Annotated in this window: 16 protein-coding genes; 9 read left to right on the top strand and 7 right to left on the bottom strand. The window is 61.8% G+C overall.

Annotation, left to right across the window (positions count from 1 at the left end; translation table 11 throughout):
* Positions 1-69 precede the first annotated feature (69 nt).
* Together X735_RS155550 and X735_RS155555 are read right to left on the bottom strand one after the other, a co-directional pair.
* Positions 70-309 (bottom strand): hypothetical protein, encoded by a 240-nt coding sequence (locus X735_RS155550; protein WP_023810458.1) that lies wholly within the window; start codon positions 307-309, stop codon positions 70-72.
* Positions 310-421: 112 nt separating this feature from the next.
* The gene (locus tag X735_RS155555; protein WP_023810457.1) at positions 422-844 is read right to left on the bottom strand and encodes a hypothetical protein; all 423 of its coding nucleotides are present in this window, start codon (positions 842-844) and stop codon (positions 422-424) included.
* Positions 845-1,044: 200 nt separating this feature from the next.
* Between X735_RS155555 and map the strand changes: the two genes are divergently transcribed.
* On the top strand, positions 1,045-1,872 hold the full coding sequence (gene map / locus X735_RS155560) for a type I methionyl aminopeptidase (RefSeq protein ID WP_023810456.1): 828 nt from the start codon (positions 1,045-1,047) through the stop codon (positions 1,870-1,872).
* Positions 1,873-1,898: 26 nt separating this feature from the next.
* Here map and X735_RS155565 read toward each other — a convergent pair whose 3' ends face one another.
* Genes X735_RS155565 through X735_RS155575 form a run of 3 tightly spaced genes read right to left on the bottom strand, consistent with a single transcriptional unit; the run spans position 1,899 to position 4,881 of the window.
* Positions 1,899-3,224, bottom strand: coding sequence for a HAMP domain-containing sensor histidine kinase (locus tag X735_RS155565; RefSeq protein ID WP_023810455.1), 1,326 nt, complete (start codon positions 3,222-3,224; stop codon positions 1,899-1,901).
* On the bottom strand, positions 3,221-3,982 hold the full coding sequence (locus X735_RS155570) for a response regulator transcription factor (protein ID WP_031212976.1): 762 nt from the start codon (positions 3,980-3,982) through the stop codon (positions 3,221-3,223). Before X735_RS155570 ends, X735_RS155565 begins: the two co-directional genes overlap by 4 nt.
* Before the next feature lie 41 nt (positions 3,983-4,023).
* A complete protein-coding gene (locus tag X735_RS155575; RefSeq protein WP_023810453.1) occupies positions 4,024-4,881 on the bottom strand; it encodes a MipA/OmpV family protein in 858 nt (285 codons plus the stop codon).
* A 251-nt stretch (positions 4,882-5,132) separates the two neighbouring features.
* Here X735_RS155575 and radC point away from each other — a divergent pair, with 251 nt between their 5' ends.
* The 8 genes from radC to X735_RS155615 all read left to right on the top strand — a co-directional run bounded on the left by radC (position 5,133) and on the right by X735_RS155615 (position 13,262).
* Positions 5,133-5,894, top strand: coding sequence for a DNA repair protein RadC (gene radC, locus X735_RS155580; protein ID WP_023810452.1), 762 nt, complete (start codon positions 5,133-5,135; stop codon positions 5,892-5,894).
* Positions 5,895-6,150: 256 nt separating this feature from the next.
* A complete protein-coding gene (locus X735_RS155585) occupies positions 6,151-7,332 on the top strand; it encodes a PfkB family carbohydrate kinase (protein WP_023810451.1) in 1,182 nt (393 codons plus the stop codon).
* 71 nt (positions 7,333-7,403) lie between these two features.
* The gene (locus X735_RS155590; protein WP_023810450.1) at positions 7,404-8,177 is read left to right on the top strand and encodes a glutamine amidotransferase; all 774 of its coding nucleotides are present in this window, start codon (positions 7,404-7,406) and stop codon (positions 8,175-8,177) included.
* A 28-nt stretch (positions 8,178-8,205) separates the two neighbouring features.
* Complete coding sequence (locus X735_RS155595; protein ID WP_023810449.1) at positions 8,206-8,976, top strand: ATP-binding cassette domain-containing protein; 771 nt, start codon at positions 8,206-8,208, stop codon at positions 8,974-8,976.
* Between the two features lie 33 nt (positions 8,977-9,009).
* Complete coding sequence (locus X735_RS155600; protein ID WP_023810448.1) at positions 9,010-9,996, top strand: autoinducer 2 ABC transporter substrate-binding protein; 987 nt, start codon at positions 9,010-9,012, stop codon at positions 9,994-9,996.
* A 46-nt stretch (positions 9,997-10,042) separates the two neighbouring features.
* Entirely contained in the window at positions 10,043-10,990 is a 948-nt protein-coding gene (locus X735_RS155605) for an ABC transporter permease (RefSeq protein ID WP_023810447.1), read from the top strand.
* Positions 10,987-11,946, top strand: coding sequence for an ABC transporter permease (locus tag X735_RS155610; RefSeq protein ID WP_023810446.1), 960 nt, complete (start codon positions 10,987-10,989; stop codon positions 11,944-11,946). Before X735_RS155605 ends, X735_RS155610 begins: the two co-directional genes overlap by 4 nt.
* Positions 11,943-13,262, top strand: a complete 1,320-nt coding sequence (locus X735_RS155615; RefSeq protein ID WP_245273184.1) for an ArgE/DapE family deacylase — start codon at positions 11,943-11,945, stop codon at positions 13,260-13,262. The genes X735_RS155610 and X735_RS155615 overlap by 4 nt, the downstream gene beginning before the upstream one ends.
* A gap of 254 nt (positions 13,263-13,516) precedes the next feature.
* Here X735_RS155615 and X735_RS155620 read toward each other — a convergent pair whose 3' ends face one another.
* Together X735_RS155620 and tig are read right to left on the bottom strand one after the other, a co-directional pair.
* On the bottom strand, positions 13,517-14,041 hold the full coding sequence (locus X735_RS155620) for a hypothetical protein (RefSeq protein WP_023810444.1): 525 nt from the start codon (positions 14,039-14,041) through the stop codon (positions 13,517-13,519).
* Positions 14,042-14,201: 160 nt separating this feature from the next.
* Positions 14,202-15,668, bottom strand: coding sequence for a trigger factor (tig, locus tag X735_RS155625; RefSeq protein ID WP_023810443.1), 1,467 nt, complete (start codon positions 15,666-15,668; stop codon positions 14,202-14,204).
* Between the last annotated feature and the right edge of the window lie 347 nt (positions 15,669-16,015).

The following is a 16,015-nucleotide window of genomic DNA, read 5'->3' as shown; positions in this document are numbered from 1 at the left end:
TTGGGTCGCGGGCCGCCACATCGCGCCAAAGAAATCGCGCATCCGAGATCTGTCCTGGGTGCCATATGCTCACTGGTTCGCCGAATCCGTCTCCGCGTCGAAGGCCATGCGAATGGCGGTGATCAGTACAAATACCGTCGGCACGGCGAAGATGCCGCCGAGAACAAGGGCCGCCATCGCCGACAGGCCGAGCGTCTCGGCAACCGCCCAATAGACGGTTCCGATGCAGATGAGCGCCTGGACGGAGAGGAACATGGCAGCCGAGGCCGCGCGCGACAGGGTTTTGAAAGTCTTGATGCGTTGTTGCATTGAAATAATCCGGAAATGACGCGCCGCGCGACCGCTGCGCGGCCGACAGCCGCCGCACGATCACGACGCAACAGGAATAACGAATGAGGTAAAGGGTACGGTCCTGGACCGCTCAGGCCGTGATGGTCGGCGGTGCGCGCGGCTGATTGGTGCTCGCCCCGGGAACCGGAGCGGCCCCATATCCCGAAACCATCGCTCTTTGCGATGTCCGTTCGGCCCAAAGAAAAACAGCGTCGGGGACCGGAAGCGCGGGATGGCCGCCGGCGAACTTGACCAGGAGCGGACGGCCGGCACGAACTTCCAGCGCTTGCGCCTTGCCGGTGACACGCAGCAGCGCCGCCACCTCGCCCGACCGCTCGACACCGACACTGGCACCGCTTGGCGCAGACCCCGCAAAGCCTGACGCCGCCGGCAGGCCGAAGCACAGCATCGCCAGCAGCACCATGCCCATCAGGCATGAGCACGCTGCCGTCAGCGGCGCTTCAGGCCATCCGGTTTGCCTGGCCGCCGCGAAGGGACGCGATCTCGAAAACATCACCCGCCCTAACGCACCATGGCCAGAAAGGGAAGCAAACCGGGCAAAAACCGGCAAGACATCGCCCATGCGAGGCAAATATCCGGAAGCGCGCGGCCGCATCAGACAGTTCTTCCTTGAACCTTTTGCCCTCAAGTGCCAAATCTGGGGAAATTTTCACGCTGGCTCTCCTGCAGAGCCCTACCCGCTACACGGACAAAATGGTCACCTATCTCGACGCCGCCACGGCCCCGCTCAGAAATACCGGCCAGATCCGCCTCTATGGCGAGGACGGCTTTGCCGGCATGCGCAAGGCATGCGATCTCACCGCACGCTGCCTCGACGAGCTGGTGCCGATGGTCCAGCCCGGCGTCACCACCGAAGCAATAGACCGCTTCGTCTTCGAATTCGGCATGGACCACGGCGCGCTGCCGGCGACGCTCAACTATCGCGGCTACACGAAATCGTCCTGCACCTCGATCAACCATGTCGTCTGCCATGGCATTCCCGACAACAAGCCGCTCAAGGATGGTGACATCGTCAACATCGACGTCACCTACATCCTCGACGGCTGGCACGGCGATTCTTCGCGCATGTATCCGGTCGGCACGATCAAGCGCGCCGCCGAGCGGCTGCTCGAAGTCACGCATGAATGCCTGATGCGCGGCATTGCGGCGGTCAGGCCGGGAGCCCGCACCGGCGCCATCGGCGCCGCCATCCAGACCTTTGCCGAAGGCGAGCGCTGCTCGGTGGTGCGCGACTTCTGCGGCCACGGCGTCGGCCAGCTTTTCCATGACGCGCCGAACATCCTGCATTACGGCAGCGCCAATGAAGGCGTCGAGATGCGGCCAGGCATGATCTTCACCATCGAGCCGATGATCAATCTGGGCAGGCCGCATGTGAAGGTTCTGTCGGACGGCTGGACCGCGGTGACGCGCGACCGCTCGCTGTCGGCGCAGTACGAGCACACGATCGGCGTGACCGACACAGGGTGCGAGATTTTCACGCTGTCGCTCCAAAAGCTCGATCGCCCCGGCCTGCCGGCTTAGAGCGCATCTACCCGGCAGGAGGCCGTCTATGCCGACTGCAAATCCGCGGCATTCGGCAGGTCGATGGTGACGACCAGTCCGCTGGGCTGGTTGTCCTCCAATTCGATCCTGCCGCCGTGACCCTGGACGATGTCGGCAACGATCGAGAGGCCCAGACCGAAGCCATGCTTCGATGCAATGCCGCGCGACGCATCTTCCTTGAAGAATGGTTCGAAAACACGAGCACGTACCGTCATCGGAATACCCGGCCCGTCGTCCCCTACCGTGATGCGCGCCGCCGTGCCGGTCGCCGTCAATGCGACCGTGACGTTGCCAGCGAATTTGACCCCGTTGTCGCAGAGATTGGCGATCGCACGCGCCAATGCATTGGGCTTGCACCAGCCCAGGAGCCGGTCCGGCCCGGAATATGAGACAGGAAATCCGACATCGGAGAATTCGGCGCAGACGGTTTGCAGAACGCTGGCAATGTCGGCGCGCTGCAGCTTCTCCGTCGAAACATCGTTGCGCAGATAGGTCAGGGTCTCGTCGATCAAGATTTCGATGTGCTGGACATCGGACAGGATTGCGGTTCGGATTGGGCCATCATCCATACGCTCGGCGCGAAGCCGCAGCCGCGTCAACGGCGTGCGCAGATCATGACTGACGCTGCGCAACATGCGCGTGCGATTTTCGATCATCGTGCGGATGCGCGTCCTCATCCTGTTCAGGGCGCGCGCCAAGCCCACCATTTCAATGGAACCGTGTTCGACGAAGAGCTGTTCGCCATTCTCGATCTCGGCCGAACCGACTGCTGCCGAGATGCGCTTCAATGGATCCGTCACGGCCCAAACCGCAAACAGCCAGATCAGCACGGGCAAGGCGACGAAAGCCATGAACCTGTAGAACGAGGCACGGACGAGGCCCGATGTCAGCCAGGAATCGGGCATGCCGAAATGGGCCAGGACGTCCTGCTGGTCCAAGTCGATGACAAACGCGTATCGGCCGCCGATCCTTAGCCAGCGTCCATCCACCGTCCCCCTGTCGATACGCAAAAGCCATTCAACACTTCGCCATTGCAGATAGGACTGGGGAATGCCGCGTATCTGGTCCTTGGGCAATATTTCGAAATCAAAGCCGGCCCGCTTTGCTGTCGCCAGAATTGCCCCACGCGCCTCCGCCGGCGTTTCTTGCAACAAGGCAGCAACAACGGCCGCACGCCTTGCGTTATCTTCCGCGGCGGGAAGGTCGACGTTCTCTATGAAAATCTCGACGACCGAACCGACGAACATGATCACGATCACCGCGATGAAAATGATTGCCACAAACTGCCCACGCACGGACTGTGGCAAGAAACGGCGGATGAAACCCCTCATGCTTCCTCCACCGTCGCGGTGAAGATGTAGCCACCCAACCGAACGGTCCTCAAAAGCACCGGATCGCGCGCATCCTTTTCGATCTTCCTGCGGATTCGACTGATATGGACATCGACGCTACGCTCGATCGGCCCCGCGAGCCCGGCATGGGTTACGCCCAGAAGTTCCTCGCGCGAGAGAACCCGGCCTGCATTGCGACAAAACGCAAGCAACAGGTCGAATTCATGCGTCGTGGTCGTAACCCGCGCATTGTTGGGGTCATGCAATTGCCGTCGTATGGGATCGAGGCGCCAGCCGTTGAAACGAAGCACCTTCGACCAGTCCCGCTCGTCTGGAGTATAGGCTGTACGGCGCAGCAGCGCCCGTATCCTGGCCGTCAGTTCGCGCGCGCTGAACGGTTTCGTCACATAGTCGTCCGCGCCGATTTCCAGCCCGAAGATGCGGTCGATTTCCTCACCGAGCGCGGTCAGCATCAGGATCGGAATGTTGGTTCCGGCACGAAGACGGCGACAGATGTTGAGACCGTTTTCGCCCGGCAGCATGACATCGAGCACGATGAGATCGAATTTCTGGTTGCGAAGCGCGGCATTCATCTGGACGCCGCTCTCGGCAATTTCCACGATCATGCCGTTGTCGGTGAGAGTCTCGCCCAGCATGCGTGCGATCTCAAGATCGTCTTCGACAATGAGGATGCGCGAACCTTGCCTTGCCGACCTGGATTCGGCGCTCAAATCGCTTTGGTGCCGTTGCTGTGCCATTCCGGAGTTTGTCTAGCCTGCATTTGGTGCCAGGGTAGGCGTCAGAACCGATATCCGACGAGAAGCATCCCTGAAGGCTGGATCTTTTCGACGACAACTGGGCTGTCGGCAGCGTCACCCAAGAGAACACCGACCCCCGCTTCGCCGCGCACCATCCAGTTCTCGTCGAGCATATATGTGGCGGAAATCGAAAAATCGGCGCGCTTCAAACCGGCGCCGGCATCATAGCGCGCCAGCCCCGAGCGAGCCGATTGTTCGGGCGTGACACCAAAATAGGCCTGCATGTAATTTTCGTCGGCGAAGACGGCGGACGCGCTGGCGCCGATCATCAACGATTGAGACAGAGGCCGGGTCACCTCGATCCCTACCCTGCCCTCCAGGCCATCGCTGCCGCCGATGGTCTTGTCCAGTTGCGCGAATATTTCGGCCGGACCGAACTTCGCCGCCGCCTTCACGCCGACCGTCGCGCCCATGTCGACGTCCCCCAAGCCGCGCAGATGGTCGGAGTCGTCTTCCTTGCGGCCCATCTCATAGCCAAGCCGAGCGCTGAATGCGAACGGTCCTTGTTCATAGACGGCGATGTTGGCACCTGTCGGGTCGATCGTCACCGTGTCGAGGAATGTCGCCGTGACGAAAGGCACCGGCATGATCTTGAGCTCATCGCTGCCCTCGTATTTGGGGACGATGATGGCGCCGCCGCCGAGCACGACATGCCAGTCGGACAGTTTCTGTTCGAAGCGCGCGAAACGGGAAGGCTCGGGCGGCAGGGTAAAATCATCGGAATTCACCGCAATGGCGTCTGCCGCCAGCGCGCCCTCCGAATGCGTTGAAAACAGGATTGCCATGGCCGCGAGAGATGCCCGGCCGGCAAATAGTCCAGAGTCAATTTTGGCGAACATGCGCGCTCCAGTATAGCGAGGCCACGAGCCTCCGATGGCGCCAACATGTCAGGTGAAAGTGGCCGCATGCGTTAAGTGATGTTAAGTTTTGTTGCGCAATCGTGGTTTCATCTTGCCGTATAGGGAAGCCATAGACTGACAGCGGGAGCTGCCACGATCTGCCGTGGATCGTCTCGCGATCGGGGAACAGAACTGTTTCAATCCAGGCCAGAACAGCTCTAATGTCTGCGCTGGAGCAATGTAGGCGGTGTATGGGGAACACAAGCGACGACGACGAGCGGAGTTTCTTCTCCGAAGCGCCGATGCGGCCTGCGGCGAAAGCCAAGGCGACGCTCGACGAAAAGCCGCATTACCTCGGCCATCGCGACCGCTTGCGCGAGCGCTTTGCCCTGGCGGGTCCGGATGCCCTGCCCGATTACGAACTTCTGGAACTTCTGCTCTTTCGCCTGATCCCTCGTGCCGACACCAAACCGGCGGCCAAGGCGCTGCTGGCACGCTTCGGCACGCTGGCCGAAGTGCTCGGGGCGCCGGTTGGCCTCCTGCAGGAAGTCAAGGGCATTGGCCCTGCGGTGGCGCTCGATCTCAAGATCGTCGCGGCAACCGCGCAGCGCATGGCGCGCGGAGAGGTGCAGAGTCGCGAAGTCCTCTCGTCCTGGACACAGCTTCTTGCCTATTGCCGGTCGGTCATGGCCTTCGAGGCGCGCGAGCAGTTCCGCATCCTGTTCCTCGACAAGAAGAACGCGCTGATCGCCGACGAGGTTCAGCAGACAGGCACCGTCGACCATACGCCCGTCTACCCGCGCGAGGTGGTCAGGCGCGCCCTCGAACTCTCGGCCACCGCCATCATCCTGGTCCACAATCACCCGTCAGGCGACCCCACACCCTCACGAGCCGATATCGAAATGACGAAGGAGATCATCGAGGCGGGCAAGCGGCTGGGCATCGCGGTGCACGACCACATCATCATCGGGCGCAAGGGATACGCCAGCATGAAGGGCCTGTTGCTGATCTGACGGGCCGGGGGCATGCCACGACCGTCCGATCAAGCCCGGGCGATCGAATGAAGTGCAGGAAATTCGCTTGCACAATCTTTTGCCAAAAAATTTGAAAATTGTTCAATCTTGGAAAGAGGAGCCCAGTATCCGCTCTATTTCTGGATTAATCTTCCAATCTATAAGAATTCTCTCTTTGATTTTTAGAAGATAATTCCGTTGAGGCATCGCATTTTCGCTGCTACCGTTTTGAAACGCTTCAATTGGAACTCCGCCATTGCAACGCAAGCGCCCGACCATAGCGGATGTCGCACGAACCGCCGGTGTCTCCATCGGCACGGTGTCGAACTTCATCAATGGAACGGCCAGCCTGAGGGAAGGCACGCGCGACCGCATCGAGAAGGCGGTTGCCGCGCTGATGTATCGGCCGAGCTCCTTTGCGCGCTCACTGCCGGGCCGCGCACCACGCAGGCCAAAGAATCTCGACCATCTGCCAAGACTTCTGGTCGCCGGTAGGGTGAGTGTCGACTTCCTGTGCCGCGTCGACGTGCTGCCGCATCGCGACGACCGGATCACCGCCAGCCACATCGACAAGGCGTTGGGTGGCCCCGCGGCCAATCTCGCGGTTGCCGCCGCCGGCATCGGAGCTCCCTACGCGCTGGACGTTGAGCTGGCGACAGCGGTCGGCCAGGATCCAGAGAGCGATTGGGCGCTCGGCGCGCTTTCGAAATTGGGGGTCCACGCCTTGCCGATCCGCAACACGCCCAACAACCGCCTCTCCCAGGCGATCGTGATCATCGAGCGCAACGGCAGCCGGACGATCATCAGCGAACCGTTCGAGCTTGGCGAGGTCGACCTGACAGCCAATCTGGATATCCAGCCCGAGCAACGTTCGGCCTGCCTTCATATCGAAGGCTTTCACTACGAGACGATGACCGCGTCCATCGCGCGCTTTCATCAGGCGGGCTGGAAGGTGAGCCTGCATTCGGCCGGTCTTCCCAAAAGCGTCCGCACGCCGGAAACCTTCTCGCAGATGGTCAAACAGATCGATCTGACCTTCATCAACGATGTGATGATACGGGAGATCTTCGACTTTCGCAGCCGCATGGCGACGACGATCGAAGAGGTGCGGCTGATGCTGTCACGCATCAAACAACGGGGAACGGTCGTGCTCACCCTCGGCGAGTTCGGCGCCGTCGTTTTTCCGGCGAATGGCGGTCCGCAGATCGAGGTGCCGGCGCTGCCGGTCAATCGCGTCGACGCGACGGGCGCCGGCGACAGCTTTGCCGGCATCTTCCTTGCCCTTTGGCTGCATGGCGCGTCGCTGGGCGACGCCGCGCGCTATGCGGCAATCGGGGCGAGCCTGACGACAACGGTCGAAGGCGCGCAGGGTTACATCGCAGACTTTGCCACGCTGAAGGCTGCGGCCCTGGCGAACAATGCCGTGATAGCCAGTTAAAACAATGGCTTATCGACGTTCGACCTGGCGCGGAAAACCGCATCAACCGACGAAATCAGGAGAGTATGATCATGGCGAAAACAAAAGTCCTTCTTGTCGGCGAAAGCTGGGTGAGTTCGGCGACCCACTACAAGGGGTTCGACCAGTTCGGCAGCGTCACCTTTCACCTGGGCGCAACACCCCTGGTGGACGCTTTGAAGGGCAGCGAATTCGATCTCGACTACATGCCCGCCCACGAGGCCGTCGAGAAGCTGCCTTTCACCATGGAAGGGCTGTCGCAATACAGGGCGATCATCCTGTCCGACATTGGCGCGAATTCGCTCCTGCTCCACCCCGATGTCTGGCTGCACGGCAAAACGGTTCCCAACCGGCTCAAGCTCCTGCGCGACTGGACGCTGGCCGGCGGCGGCCTGATCATGATCGGCGGCTATTTCAGCTTCCAGGGCATTGACGGCAAGGCGCGCTGGCATCGCACGGCGGTCGAGGAGGCGCTGCCGGTGACCTGCCTTCCCAATGATGACCGGCTCGAAATTCCGGAGGGCTTTCGTCCTGAGATCACTGGTTCCAGAGACCACCCGCTTTTTGCCGGCATCGAGGGCGAATGGCCGCTGCTGCTCGGTGCCAACGAGGTCATCGCCCGTGATCGCGACGATGTCGAGGTCCTGGCGCGGCTGCCGCAGGACCAGGGCGGTCATCCCCTGCTGGTCACCGGGCGCCATGGCGAAGGGCGTACGCTGGTCTGGACGTCGGACATCGGTCCTCACTGGCTGCCGAACAGTTTTGTCGAATGGCCTGGCTACGCGAGGCTTTGGACCAACGTGCTGCGCTGGGTCAGCAACGCCTAGCCGATCCGCAATCGTCGGGGAACCCGTCATGACAGAGCCCTTTCTTGTCGCCAGAAACATCGCCAAGCGCTTCGGCGCTCTGACCGCGCTGGCAAATGTCGATCTGGAGATCCGCTCCGGCGAGGTGCTGGCGCTTCTCGGCGATAATGGCGCCGGCAAATCGACCTTCATCAAGATCCTGGCAGGCGCTCATCCGCCCAGTGGTGGGGAGCTTGTGATCGAGGGCAATCCGGTCGCCTTTCACTCGCCCAAGGATGCCGCGGCATCGGGGATCGCGACGATCTTTCAGGAACTGGCGCTTTCGGAGAACCTGTCGATCGCAGAAAACGTCTTTCTCGGCCGTGAATTGAAACGCTCCATTTTGGGCATTCCGTTCCTGAAGCGCAAAGAAATGCGCCAGCGCGTCGACGGCCTGCTGAAGGAGCTCGATGCTCATATTTCCGATCCAGAAGCGCCCGTAGGCAGCCTGTCGGGCGGCCAACGTCAGGCCGTCGCAATCTGCCGGGCGCTCAATCTGAATGCCAGGCTGGTCATCATGGATGAGCCGACCGCGGCCCTTGCCGTTGCCGAAACGCGCAAGGTCCTGGCACTGACACGGCGGCTTGCCGCGCGCGGCTGTGCCGTTGTGCTCATCAGCCACAACATTTCCGAGGTCTTCGAGGTCGCCGACCGCATCGTGGTGTTCCGGCGCGGCCGCAAGGTGGCCGAACGGCTGGCCGCCGATACCGATCACGAGGAAGTCGTTTCGCTCATAACAGGCGCTCATCCCGACGTGCGGGCGCTTGAAAAAACAAACTGAAACGCACGTCATTTCCAGAGAGGTTCAAACACAATGCTTTCACAGCTCAAGAAAGTGCTCGCCGCTTCCGCACTGTCACTCGCCATTGCAACCGCGGCGCATGCCGCGGACAAACACAAGGTCGCCTTCGTTCCGCAATTGATCGGCATCCCTTACTTCAACGCCATGGAAGCCGGCGGTAATCGCGCCGCCAAGGACCTGGGCGTCGATTTCATCTATTCCGGTCCCGTCGACACCAATCCGGTCGACCAGTTGCAGATCGTCCAGAACCTGATCGATCAGGGCGTCGAGGCGATCTCGGTCAGCGTCCTCGATGCCTCCAGCATCGCACCCGTGGTCGAGAGCGCCAAGGCGAAAGGCATCAAGCTGTTCACCAGTGACAGCGACGCGCCCGACAGCGGCCGCGCCGTCTATGTGGCGCAGGCGACCGACGAAGGCCTCGGCACAACCATTGTCGACGAACTCGTCAAGCGCGTCGGCGAGGACGCAACCATCGGCATCATCTCCGGCGAGGCAACGGCGTCCAATCTCAACGCCTGGATCGGCTTCATGCAGAAGCAAGCCACCGCCAAATATCCGAAGCTGAAGCTGCTCGCGCCGCAATTCGCCGGCGGCACCGCCGAACGCGCCGCGCAAATATCAGGCGATCTGATGGCGGCCAACCCGGACATCAAGGCCATCATCGCCGTCGCCTCCTCGACATGCCCGGGCGTAGCCCAGGCCATCGAAACCGCAGGCAAGATCGGCTCGGTCATCGGTGCCGGCTATTGCAGCCCGAACACGGCACGGTCCTACCTGAAGAGCGGAGCCTTCGGCTTCACCGTGCTCTGGGATCCCGAGCAACTCGGCTATCTCACGGTTTGGGCCGGCAAACAGCTGATCGACGGCAAGAGCTTCGAGGCGGAAAACAAGGTCGCCGGCCTGGAAAAGCCCGTCACCTATGATGCCGCCAAGGGCATTTTGCTTCTCGGGCCGCCGGCTGTCTTCACCAAGGACAATGTCGACAAGTTCAACTTCTGAGCCTGAGATGAACGTGGTGCGGCAGTTTGGAAACGGTGTCTTCTCCATGAGCGGGCGGGAGTGGTCTCTGCTTGTCGCCTGTTTGCTGGCGATCGTCATCTTTTCTGTCGCATCGCCGCACTACGCGACATCAGGCAATGCAGCCACGGTCTTGCGCAACAGTGTCGAGTTGCTGCTGATCGGCCTTGGCATGACCCTGCTGCTCGCCATGGGCGGCATCGATGTCTCGATCGGCATCGTCATGGGTCTGGCGGCGATCGCCATTGGGCGCGTGCTCGGCGCCGGCGGCAATCCGCTGCTGGCGCTCATTGCGGGTCCTTTGGTCGGTGCGGTGCTGGGATGCGTGACCGCCGCCGTCGTTGTCCTCGGCCGCGTTCCGGCAATTGTCGGTACACTCGGCCTGCTCGGTGTCTACCGCACCGCCGTCTTCGTACTTCTCGGAGGGCAATGGCTTTCGGGCCTGCCCTCGAGCCTTACAGATCTTCTTGCAACCAGCGTGCTCGGCGTCCCCGTCCCTGCCCTGGTGATTGCCGCTGCCTATCTGGCCGTCTGGCTGGCGCTGCGGCGAACCCCTTATGGGCTGCATCTGCTGGCGATCGGCAATTCGGAGGAAAAAGCGCGGCTTTCTGGCATCCCAGTGATCAAGATCCGCTTCATGACCTTCGCCATCAGCGGTGTGCTGACTGGCATTGCCGCCACGTTCTATGTCGCCACCTATCGCAATGTGGAGATGACGATCGGCAGCACGCTGGCGCTCGACGCCATTGCCGCGGTCATTCTTGGCGGCACCAGCATATTGGGCGGCAGATGCAGCCTGATCGGCACCGTGCTCGGCGTGCTTCTGCTTAGAATCCTGCAAAACGGTCTGCTGCTGATCGGTGTCCCCTCCCTTTGGCAGCCTGTCGTCACCGGCGTTCTCATCATCGGCGTGCTTGGCTTCGAAGCTGTTTGCAACCGATTGCCGCTCGGCAGATTTCAACGAGCCCGCGCATGAAAACGTTCCGCAACCTGCAGGGCCCGGCCCTTACCCTGGCTTTGCTCTGTACGCTTTGGCTGATCGTCATTTTCGGCCTGCTGGCGCTCAAGCCGTCTGTCTTCCATCTCGGCACTGTCACCACCATTCTTCAGTTCTCGACGATCCTGGCCCTGGTCGGCCTTGGGCAGGGATTGGTCATCATGGCCGGTGGCGCCGGCATCGACCTCTCGGTCGGCGGCGCGGTCTCGCTGTCCGCCATCGTCGCGATGCTTTGCCTCAAGCTGGGATTGCCGCCGGTCCTGCTGCCCGCCGTCTGCATCCTGGCCGGCGCGATGCTCGGTGCCTTGAACGGATGGCTGGTGAACGGGCTCGCGCTTCTCCCCTTCATCGCGACGCTCGGCACCTTCTTCGTCTATTCCGGCGCTGCACTTGCCATTACCGGCGGCGCGGCCCAAGCCGGCGTGCCCTCCTGGCTGCTTGTGTGGGGGCGCGGCGTCGTCATGGGCATTCCCCTGCCCTTTCTCACCCTTGCCATCCCCTGCTTTGCGCTAGCCGGTTTGGTGCTGCTCTCGACAGCGTGGGGGCGCTGGATCTACGCCATGGGCTTCAACGAACGCTCGGCCAGGCTGGTCGGTATTCCGGTCGATCGCGTTCGCTTGGTCCTCTACGCCTTGAGTGGCGCGCTCGCCGGCGCCGCGGGACTCGTCTCGATCGCCTGGCTCGGCAGCGGCAGGCCCAATATCGGCCAGAACCTCGAACTCGAATCGCTGACTGCGGCCATGCTCGGCGGCATCGCCATCACCGGCGGGCGTGGCGGCGTCGGCGGCGTGTTCGCGGCCGTCCTGCTGCTGGTCACGCTGAAGACCGGCCTTCTGCAATTGAACATCAACACGGTTTGGCAGGTGGGGATTGTCGGCGCCCTTCTGGTTTTCGTCCTTCTCGCCGACCGACTTTCCCAACGTTGGAGATCATGATGCCGTCCATGGAAGAGATCATTGCCGCGCGCGTCGAAGCAAGCGCTGACCGTATCGTCCAAACGCTGAGCGATCTCGTCGCCTTCCCCTCGATCGTGAAATCCGATCCAAAGGAGGCCGGCCCCGGCGAGCGTGATTGCCAGCTCTATCTGCAAAAGCGGATCGAGGCGCTAGGCTTCTCGACCGATCTATGGGACCCGGACGGCCCAGCACTCTACGAAAAATACAAGGGGCGGGCCGGCGCCAACAAAGGCAGGACGTTCGAAGGCCGGCCCAATCTCGGCGGCGTCTTGAAGGGCACGGGCTGCGGTCGCTCCATCATGCTGACCGGCCATATCGATGTCGTCCCGCCCGGCGCCGCCGGTCACTGGACGACCGACCCGTTCCAGCCCGTCCTCAAGGACGGTTTTCTACACGGCCGTGGTACGGTCGACATGAAAGGCGGCGTCGCCTGCATGCTGATGGCCGTCGAGATCCTGAGGGGACTCGACATTCCCCTGTCCGGAGACGTCGTCTTCACCACCGTGGTCGATGAGGAAATCGGCGGCATGGGGTCGCTGGCCATGGTCGATCGCGGCTTTCACGCCGACGCCGGCATCATGACCGAACCGACCGCGAACAGGATCGCACCGCTCTGTCACGGCATTCTGTGGGGGAAGATCATCATTGACGGCATAGGCGGGCATGCGGAGCTGACGCCCAATGCCTGGTATTCGAGCGGCCCGGTCGATGCCGTCCAGCTTTGCCGGCAGATCCTCGACGGCATCGACATCCTCAACCGGCGCTGGATGTTCGATCCCAGAAAGAACCATCCGTTGATGGACCTGCCCAACCAGATCATCGTCACCCAGATGAGCGCCGGCGAACATCCGTCCTCCATGGCAGGGCGCGGCGAGATCATCATCGACGCTCAATATCTGCCGAGCGAGCATGACGAGTTCAAATTGGGCGGCAACGTCAAACGCGAAATCGAAGAGCACATAGCCAATGTCTGCCAGGCAGACCCTTATCTTCGCCAGCGCCCTGCCCGCGTCGAATGGATTCTCGACGCCGACTGCGCCGAGATCCCAGCGGACAATCCCTTTGTCGGCGTCTTCCAGGAGGCCGTCAAAGAAGCCAATCTCTCGCCGGTCCTGAGTGGCTTTGGCGCGCACAGCGACATCGGCCTGCCGACCGGCCTCGGCAACACCCCGACCGTCAATTTCGGTCCCGGCGACCCCGCGCAGGCGCATCAGCCGAACGAACGCGTTTCGGTGCGCGATCTCGTCGATTGCACCAAGGCAATTGCAATTGCCGTCGAAAAATGGTGCCGCTAGCGGGCAGACGATTGGCAGTGCGACAACGCAGCATAGGGGCCATGGCCCTTCGACAGGAGCCGCAGCTTCTGGTCATCGACCGGCGGCGGCACGCCCTCGAGTTCCCGCCATGCGGCAAGTGATCGATCTTTGCCGCACTGCAGGCATGGTTGCGCCCCTGCCTGGTGACGTCGTCGCGTTCTGACACCCGGCGAGCTTGCGCACGTGATTTGAGCTGAACGCCTGTGCAGCAAGCCGTGCCCGTTGCGGTCCGTTCACGGCGGATCGGTGTTGCAGCTGCCGGCTACCTGGTTGACCGCTTCGCCGAACCCGGCGAGGTCGAAATCGGCCTCGCCGCGCCCCGCCAGCAGCCCGAACCGCCAGGAAAGCTGGAGCCGGTTCGCGGCGACAAGGCGCCTGATGCCGTCGGCTCCATCGCGCACCAGCATCCGGCCGCGCGGCCCGACCGACCAGCTTTCATCGAACTTGCTCTCCTGATCGACCGTGATCGACATGGTGATCTTGCGGCTGGCCGAAACAGCGTCGTTCAGTTGCAGCCATTCAGTCCAATGCGGCTCGCCGTTTACCCGGCAGGCAATCGTCAGGATCGGGCTGTAGCTCAAGGCACCGCCGCCGGTGATCAGCTTGTTGGTGGCATAGAGCGAGGCCGTGACGAGGCCGTCTTCACTCGTGCCGAACCGCCAGTTGTCAGGCACCGTGCCGGCCTGGGCAATGCCGCAGACCGAGACAAGCATCAGCGCGATTGCCGAAGCGTGTCCCAATTCGACGAACAGTCTCAACACGCCCTCCAACAACCAAGCGGCTTGCAATAGAAGCGCAGATAATGATCAAAGCTTGGTCGCCACAGGCCGTCGCGTGCGAAGCATGGCGGCTGTTGCAGTTTGGCAACGAAAAAGGCCGCCTCGACGGCGGCCTTCCTGTTTCAGCGGAGCGCTGGTGTTATTCGGCGGCCTTCTTCTTCGGCGCAGCCTTCTTCTTGGGCTCTTCCGCGTCGTCGGCCTTCTTGGCGTCGGCCTTCTTGGCGGCGGCTTTCTTCGCCGGCTTCGCCTTGACGGCGGTCTCGTCCTCTTCGTCGTCGGCCATCAGCTCTTCCTTGCTGACCTTGACGTCGGTGACCGAAATCTGACCGAGCAGATGGTCGACCACCTTCTCCTCGAACATCGGCGCCCGCAGCGTGTTCAACGCTTCCGGATTGTTGCGGTAGAACTCGAAGACTTCCTGCTGCTGGTTGCCCGGATAGCGGCGCACCTGCTCGAACAGGCCGCGCTGCAGCTCTTCGTCCGATACGGTGACGCCGGCCTTCTCGCCAATTTCAGCCAGCACCAAGCCAAGGCGCACGCGGCGCTCGGCAAGCCGCAGATACTCGGCACGCGCCTCTTCTTCCGTCGTCTCTTCGTCGGCGAAGGTGCGTCCGGCTGCTTCCAGATCACGATTGACCTGCGCCCAGATGTTGTTGAACTCGGCGTCGACGAGCTTCGATGGCGCCTCGAACGAATAGGCCGCGTCGAGCTGGTCGAGCAGCTGGCGCTTGACCTTCTGGCGCGTCATAGCGCCGAACTGGTTCTCGATCTGGCCGCGTACGACGTCGCGCAGGCGCTCCAGCGACTCCAGGCCGAGGTTCTTGGCGGTCTCGTCGTTGATTTCCAGCGCGCCGGGCTGGGACACTTCCTTGACGGTGACGTCGAAGGTCGCTTCCTTGCCGGCCAGATGCGCGGCCTGGTAGTTTTCCGGGAAAGTCACGGTGACCTGCTTTTCGTCACCGGCCTTGGCGCCGACCAGCTGATCCTCGAAGCCGGGGATGAACTCCTTCGAGCCCAGAACCAGCGGCTGATCGGTGCCGGCGCCGCCATTGAAGGCCTCGCCGTCGATCTTGCCGACATAGTCGATGGTGACGCGGTCGCCATTGGCGGCCTTGCCGGTCTTCGGCTCATAGCTGCGCGCCGATTCGGCAACACGCTGGACCTGCTCGTCGATCTCGGCATCAGGCACGTCGAACACCTGGCGTGTCACCTTGATGTCGGAAAAGTCTTTGATCTCGATCGCCGGAATGATCTCGTAGTTGAGGCGGAATTCGAAGTCAGCGCCGCCGGCCAGGATCTTCTCGGCTTCCTTCTCGTCCTCGGTCATGATGACTTCGGGCTGCATGGCAGCCTTTTCACCACGCCCGGTAATGATCGAACGGGTCGAATCGTTGAGGATTTCGTTGACCACTTCGGCCATGAACGACTTGCCGTAGACCTTGCGCAGGTGCTGCACCGGCACCTTGCCGGGACGGAAGCCGTTGATGCGGACCTTGTTGCGGGCATCCGAAAGCCGCGCCATCAGCTTGGCTTCCATGTCACCGGCCGGCACGGTGATCTTGATCTCTCGCTTGAGACCGGAGTTGAGCGTTTCGGTGACCTGCATCGTAAAACCTTTGTTTTCACCAATGAGACTGCCACGGCCTCTGCCGTTCACAGCCTGCCGGTATATTCTTGCCGGGAATGGCTTTTGGTACGGAACCTGGCGATTTGACCGAAAACCCGGCTCAAACTCTCCCAAACTGCGTTCCAAAATGTGAATAAGTTCTTGTTTTTCCTACTTCTTATCACATTCTGCAGAAGCGGATCGTCGCGTCCCGTCACATTTGACACGCCTTTTGTCACAGGCGAGGCCAATTTTCAACAGTCTTCGCATTCCGGCGAACAACCAGCATTCGGGCCTGACCCACATCTTGTCCCTGACCCACATCTTGTCTCCGACATTGACAGAAT

Origin of the sequence: Mesorhizobium sp. L2C084A000 (genome assembly GCF_000502875.1) — a bacterium.
In the GTDB taxonomy this organism is placed as follows: domain Bacteria; phylum Pseudomonadota; class Alphaproteobacteria; order Rhizobiales; family Rhizobiaceae; genus Mesorhizobium.
This window is presented reverse-complemented; position numbering and strand designations above follow the sequence as displayed.

What these genes read in the sequence shown, in the direction of transcription:
- X735_RS155595 (WP_023810449.1), top strand. Translation starts at nt 8,206, where the DNA reads ATGACAGAGCCCTTTCTTGTCGCCAGAAACATCGCCAAGCGCTTCGGC.
- X735_RS155550 (WP_023810458.1), bottom strand. Translation starts at nt 309, where the DNA reads ATGCAACAACGCATCAAGACTTTCAAAACCCTGTCGCGCGCGGCCTCG.
- X735_RS155605 (WP_023810447.1), top strand. Translation starts at nt 10,043, where the DNA reads ATGAGCGGGCGGGAGTGGTCTCTGCTTGTCGCCTGTTTGCTGGCGATC.
- radC (WP_023810452.1), top strand. Translation starts at nt 5,133, where the DNA reads ATGGGGAACACAAGCGACGACGACGAGCGGAGTTTCTTCTCCGAAGCG.
- X735_RS155565 (WP_023810455.1), bottom strand. Translation starts at nt 3,224, where the DNA reads ATGAGGGGTTTCATCCGCCGTTTCTTGCCACAGTCCGTGCGTGGGCAG.
- X735_RS155610 (WP_023810446.1), top strand. Translation starts at nt 10,987, where the DNA reads ATGAAAACGTTCCGCAACCTGCAGGGCCCGGCCCTTACCCTGGCTTTG.
- X735_RS155590 (WP_023810450.1), top strand. Translation starts at nt 7,404, where the DNA reads ATGGCGAAAACAAAAGTCCTTCTTGTCGGCGAAAGCTGGGTGAGTTCG.
- tig (WP_023810443.1), bottom strand. Translation starts at nt 15,668, where the DNA reads ATGCAGGTCACCGAAACGCTCAACTCCGGTCTCAAGCGAGAGATCAAG.
- X735_RS155575 (WP_023810453.1), bottom strand. Translation starts at nt 4,881, where the DNA reads ATGTTCGCCAAAATTGACTCTGGACTATTTGCCGGCCGGGCATCTCTC.
- map (WP_023810456.1), top strand. Translation starts at nt 1,045, where the DNA reads ATGGTCACCTATCTCGACGCCGCCACGGCCCCGCTCAGAAATACCGGC.
- X735_RS155600 (WP_023810448.1), top strand. Translation starts at nt 9,010, where the DNA reads ATGCTTTCACAGCTCAAGAAAGTGCTCGCCGCTTCCGCACTGTCACTC.
- X735_RS155555 (WP_023810457.1), bottom strand. Translation starts at nt 844, where the DNA reads ATGTTTTCGAGATCGCGTCCCTTCGCGGCGGCCAGGCAAACCGGATGG.
- X735_RS155570 (WP_031212976.1), bottom strand. Translation starts at nt 3,982, where the DNA reads ATGGCACAGCAACGGCACCAAAGCGATTTGAGCGCCGAATCCAGGTCG.
- X735_RS155615 (WP_245273184.1), top strand. Translation starts at nt 11,943, where the DNA reads ATGATGCCGTCCATGGAAGAGATCATTGCCGCGCGCGTCGAAGCAAGC.